General features: G+C 43.8%; 4 protein-coding genes. All 4 read right to left on the bottom strand.

Annotated elements, in window-relative coordinates:
• The coding region (locus tag ACTIE6_RS20245) for a YeeE/YedE family protein (RefSeq protein ID WP_439558360.1) at positions 1–455 on the bottom strand (455 nt) is incomplete at its 3' end.
• A gap of 28 nt (positions 456–483) precedes the next feature.
• Entirely contained in the window at positions 484–933 is a 450-nt protein-coding gene (locus ACTIE6_RS20250; RefSeq protein WP_439558361.1) for a methyltransferase family protein, read from the bottom strand.
• A gap of 9 nt (positions 934–942) precedes the next feature.
• On the bottom strand, positions 943–1,737 hold the full coding sequence (locus ACTIE6_RS20255; RefSeq protein ID WP_439558362.1) for a sulfite exporter TauE/SafE family protein: 795 nt from the start codon (positions 1,735–1,737) through the stop codon (positions 943–945).
• 174 nt (positions 1,738–1,911) lie between these two features.
• A partial coding sequence (locus tag ACTIE6_RS20260; protein WP_439558363.1) for a cytochrome c oxidase subunit I occupies positions 1,912–3,623 on the bottom strand: 1,712 nt, incomplete at its 5' end.

A 3,623-nucleotide genomic window follows, 5' to 3' on the forward strand; every position in this document is an offset into this window, starting at 1 on the left:
ATGGCATGTCCGGAAGTGCAACCACCCGCATACCGGGAACCAAATCCCACCAAGGCCCCTCCAAGCAAAAGAATAAAAAAGCCTTTTGGCGATGTTGCAAAGTCTTTCCCAAACAGCTGAGAGGGATTTAGGCCGCCATCGAACTGGATCCCGAGGTTCTTTAAATCATGAATGGTAGCTTGTGACAATTTAAGCTGTCCAGGGCTGCTCAGCCACTGGGAAACGATGAATCCCCCAATGACAGACCCTACTAAAAACAGAAGGTTCCATATTTCTTTGCGCCAGTCAAAATCAAAGAATTTAACTTTCTGGCCTGCTCCTGACATCGAGCAGATGGTCCTGAGATTGGAGGAAAAGCCAAATGATTTTCCGAAGTATAACAACATGACCATGATCAAACTGATTGCTAAGCCAGATATGTACCATGGCCACGGCTGTCTTATAAATTCTAACATATGATTTTAATGTTTGAAGAATGAAATTTTATAAAAATGGGAAAAACCGGTAAGTATGGCTGCGGTATTGCTTGTAGTCATTGTAAAAGGCCATCAGCATTTTTTCCTCGTACTGTGATTTAAAGTAAAAAAGCAGTATAAGAAGTAGGGTGATTGCAATTTTAGATATGTCACCTGCCTGCACGCCATATCCCGCTGCTGCCAGGATAATGCCCGAATAGATGGGATGCCTTATATATCCGTAGAGTCCCGTTGTAATAAGTTTCCCGCTTTTGACTGGTGAAGGAAAAGGGGTCAGGCTTCGCCTGATCTGAAATATAGAAACCAGTATTATGACCACACCTGATGTGCTTGTCAAGATCCCAGCAAATTTCAGAGCCCGATTAACGGGAAAAAGGATAATAGAGGGAGCAATTGCGTACAAGCCAAATAAAACGAGTTGAGCTGCTACAAATAGGATATCCTTTGTCTTTTTCATATGTGCAGCCTACATGGCAATGATCTCGTGGGTTATAATGTAGATTCCCATAACCAGGATGAACCAACCAAACCCTTTTTTAAGGTGGTCTGAGTTAACGTGTTTTCCAAGCACCCCGCCAAGCATGATGCCAGCAACAGCAATACACGTAATTTTTAAAAGGAATGGCCAGTCGATTGTAAAATGCCCTATATCCCCAACAAAACCAATTAAAGAGTTCAGGGCTATAATCAAAAGCGAAGTGCCTACGGCTTTCTTCATGGGCATACCTAAAAAGAGTACCAGTGTTGGGATCAATAAGAAGCCGCCTCCTGCGCCAAGTAAACCCGTTGTAAGCCCGATGCCAATACCGAACACAAACAGCTTAAGATAATTGTTCCCTTTGTTTTCAGCTTGATCTGTGACCTTCGCATCATTTCTAATCATACCATAGGAGGCGCCCATCATCAACAGGGCAAACAGCACCATCGTTAAAATAGGTTCTGTAATCTGAAAACCGCCTATTGTAAAAAGCTGTTTTGGGATCAGGGGAATCAGAAATTTTCGGGTAAGAAACACCGTCGTTATCGAAGAAGCACCAAATAAGAGTGCAGTGCGCACACTAACTGCCCCTTTTTTATAATTATTGAAGGCTCCTATCAAGCTAGTCGAGCCGACAATGAATAAAGAATATGACGTTGATAGAAGTGGTGAGACCCCAAACATGTAAACCAGCACAGGGACTGTTAAAATGGAGCCACCGCCACCGATCAGACCAAGCGAAATACCAATAAGCGCTGACGCTATGTAAGCCAAAATTTCCATGTTGTCATTTTAATCTTACAAATCAAATGCTTTCGATTCTGTTAGAAAGTGACTTTTGTCACATAGTTCTTTTTCTTGTCCGTCACCAGGAGATACGTCTCGAAAACGAAAATATCCGAAGGCAACGACGGTGCTGCGCTTCGGATATAAGGTCAAAAAAACAGGCCTGACTAACTATGATTGTTCCTTGACGACAAAGTTGGTTATCAATGGCTCCTGGGTCGCTATAAGCTCATTCTCATGAGGGAAATTGGATGCGAGTGTCTGGGAATAGGGAATATTTTGGGGGATGAAATCTTCTATCGCGCCAGGTTTGCTGTAATCGTAAGGCCAACGGTACACGAATGGGATTTTGCCTGGCCAGTTTCCATGACCTGGCACCAACGGTGTTGTCCATTCCAGCGTATTCGAATTCCACGGATTAAGTGTCGCTTTCTTTCCATAGAAAATGCTTCTAATGAAATTAAAGAGAAATAAAAATTGCGCTGAAAAAGTAAGAATGGCCGCAACACTGATAAAAGCATTCATGTCCACAAATTTGGTTGTAAAGTCATAGCTGGTAAATGCGTAATACCGGCGTGGAAATCCTGCAATTCCAAGGTAATGCATAGGAATAAATGTCATGTATACCCCCACAAAGGTTACCCAGAAGTGTAAATAGCCCAGAACAGGGTTCATCATTCGCCCAAACATCTTGGGAAACCAGTGGTAGATACCAGCCATCATTCCAAAAAAAGATGCTGACCCCATGATCAGGTGAAAATGGGCCACGACAAAATATGTGTCGTGAAGCTGGATATCCAATGCCGAGTTCCCCAGTATTGCTCCGGTAACACCTCCGGAAAAAAGGAATGAAACCATTCCAACCGAAAAAAGCATAGCTGGCGTGAAAATGATATTACCTCGCCACAAGGTTGTAATATAGTTGAACCCTTTCACCGCAGATGGTACCGCAATGATCAGCGTCAGGAACATAAAGACCGAACCTAAAAAAGGATTCATGCCAGTCACAAACATGTGATGCGCCCAAACAATGAAGGACAAAAACATAATGGCCATCATCGATACAATCATGGCGCGGTAACCAAAAATGGGTTTGCGCGAGTTGGTAGCAATGATATCGGAAGTAAGCCCAAGGGCGGGCAAAAAAATGATGTACACCTCCGGATGCCCAAGAAACCAGAATAAATGCTGATACAGGATCGGTGAGCCGCCGACATTGGGCAAGGCCTGGCCGTTTATATAAATGTCTGAAAGAAAAAAGCTGGTACCAAAGCTTCTGTCCATGAAGAGCAGTAGAAATGCCGACAGGAGCACAGGGAATGACATTACCCCGATTACGGCAGTGATCAAGAATGACCAGATTGTCAGCGGCAATCTATTAAATGACATGCCCCTTGTTCTCATATTAATTACAGTGGTGATATAATTGATACCTCCCAAAAGCGTGGATATAACAAACAGGGCAAAGGACAATAGATAAAGGGTCATCCCCATTCCCGAACCTGATATCGCTTCCGGAATAGCGCTCAGCGGAGGGTAGACGGTCCATCCTCCCATTGCAGGTCCTGTTTCCAGAAAAAACGAAGAAAAAAGAACGACACTAGCTGCAAAGAAAAACCAATACGAAAGCATGTTCATAAAGCCAGAAGCCATATCTCGGGCACCAATCTGAAGGGGGATCAAAAGATTACTAAATGTCCCGCTTAACCCGGCGGTCAAAACAAAAAACATCATGATTGCCCCGTGCATCGTGACAAGCCCTAGATACATCGAAGGATCCAATTTTCCGCCATCATTGATCCATTTCCCTAAGATAGGCCTGAGCCACCCAAGGTTCATGGTTGGAAAACCTAATTGCAACCGGATGACCATGGATGCACCGC

The sequence above is a fragment of the Dyadobacter sp. genome (genome assembly GCF_051859145.1).
In the GTDB taxonomy this organism is placed as follows: Bacteria; Bacteroidota; Bacteroidia; order Cytophagales; family Spirosomataceae; genus Dyadobacter.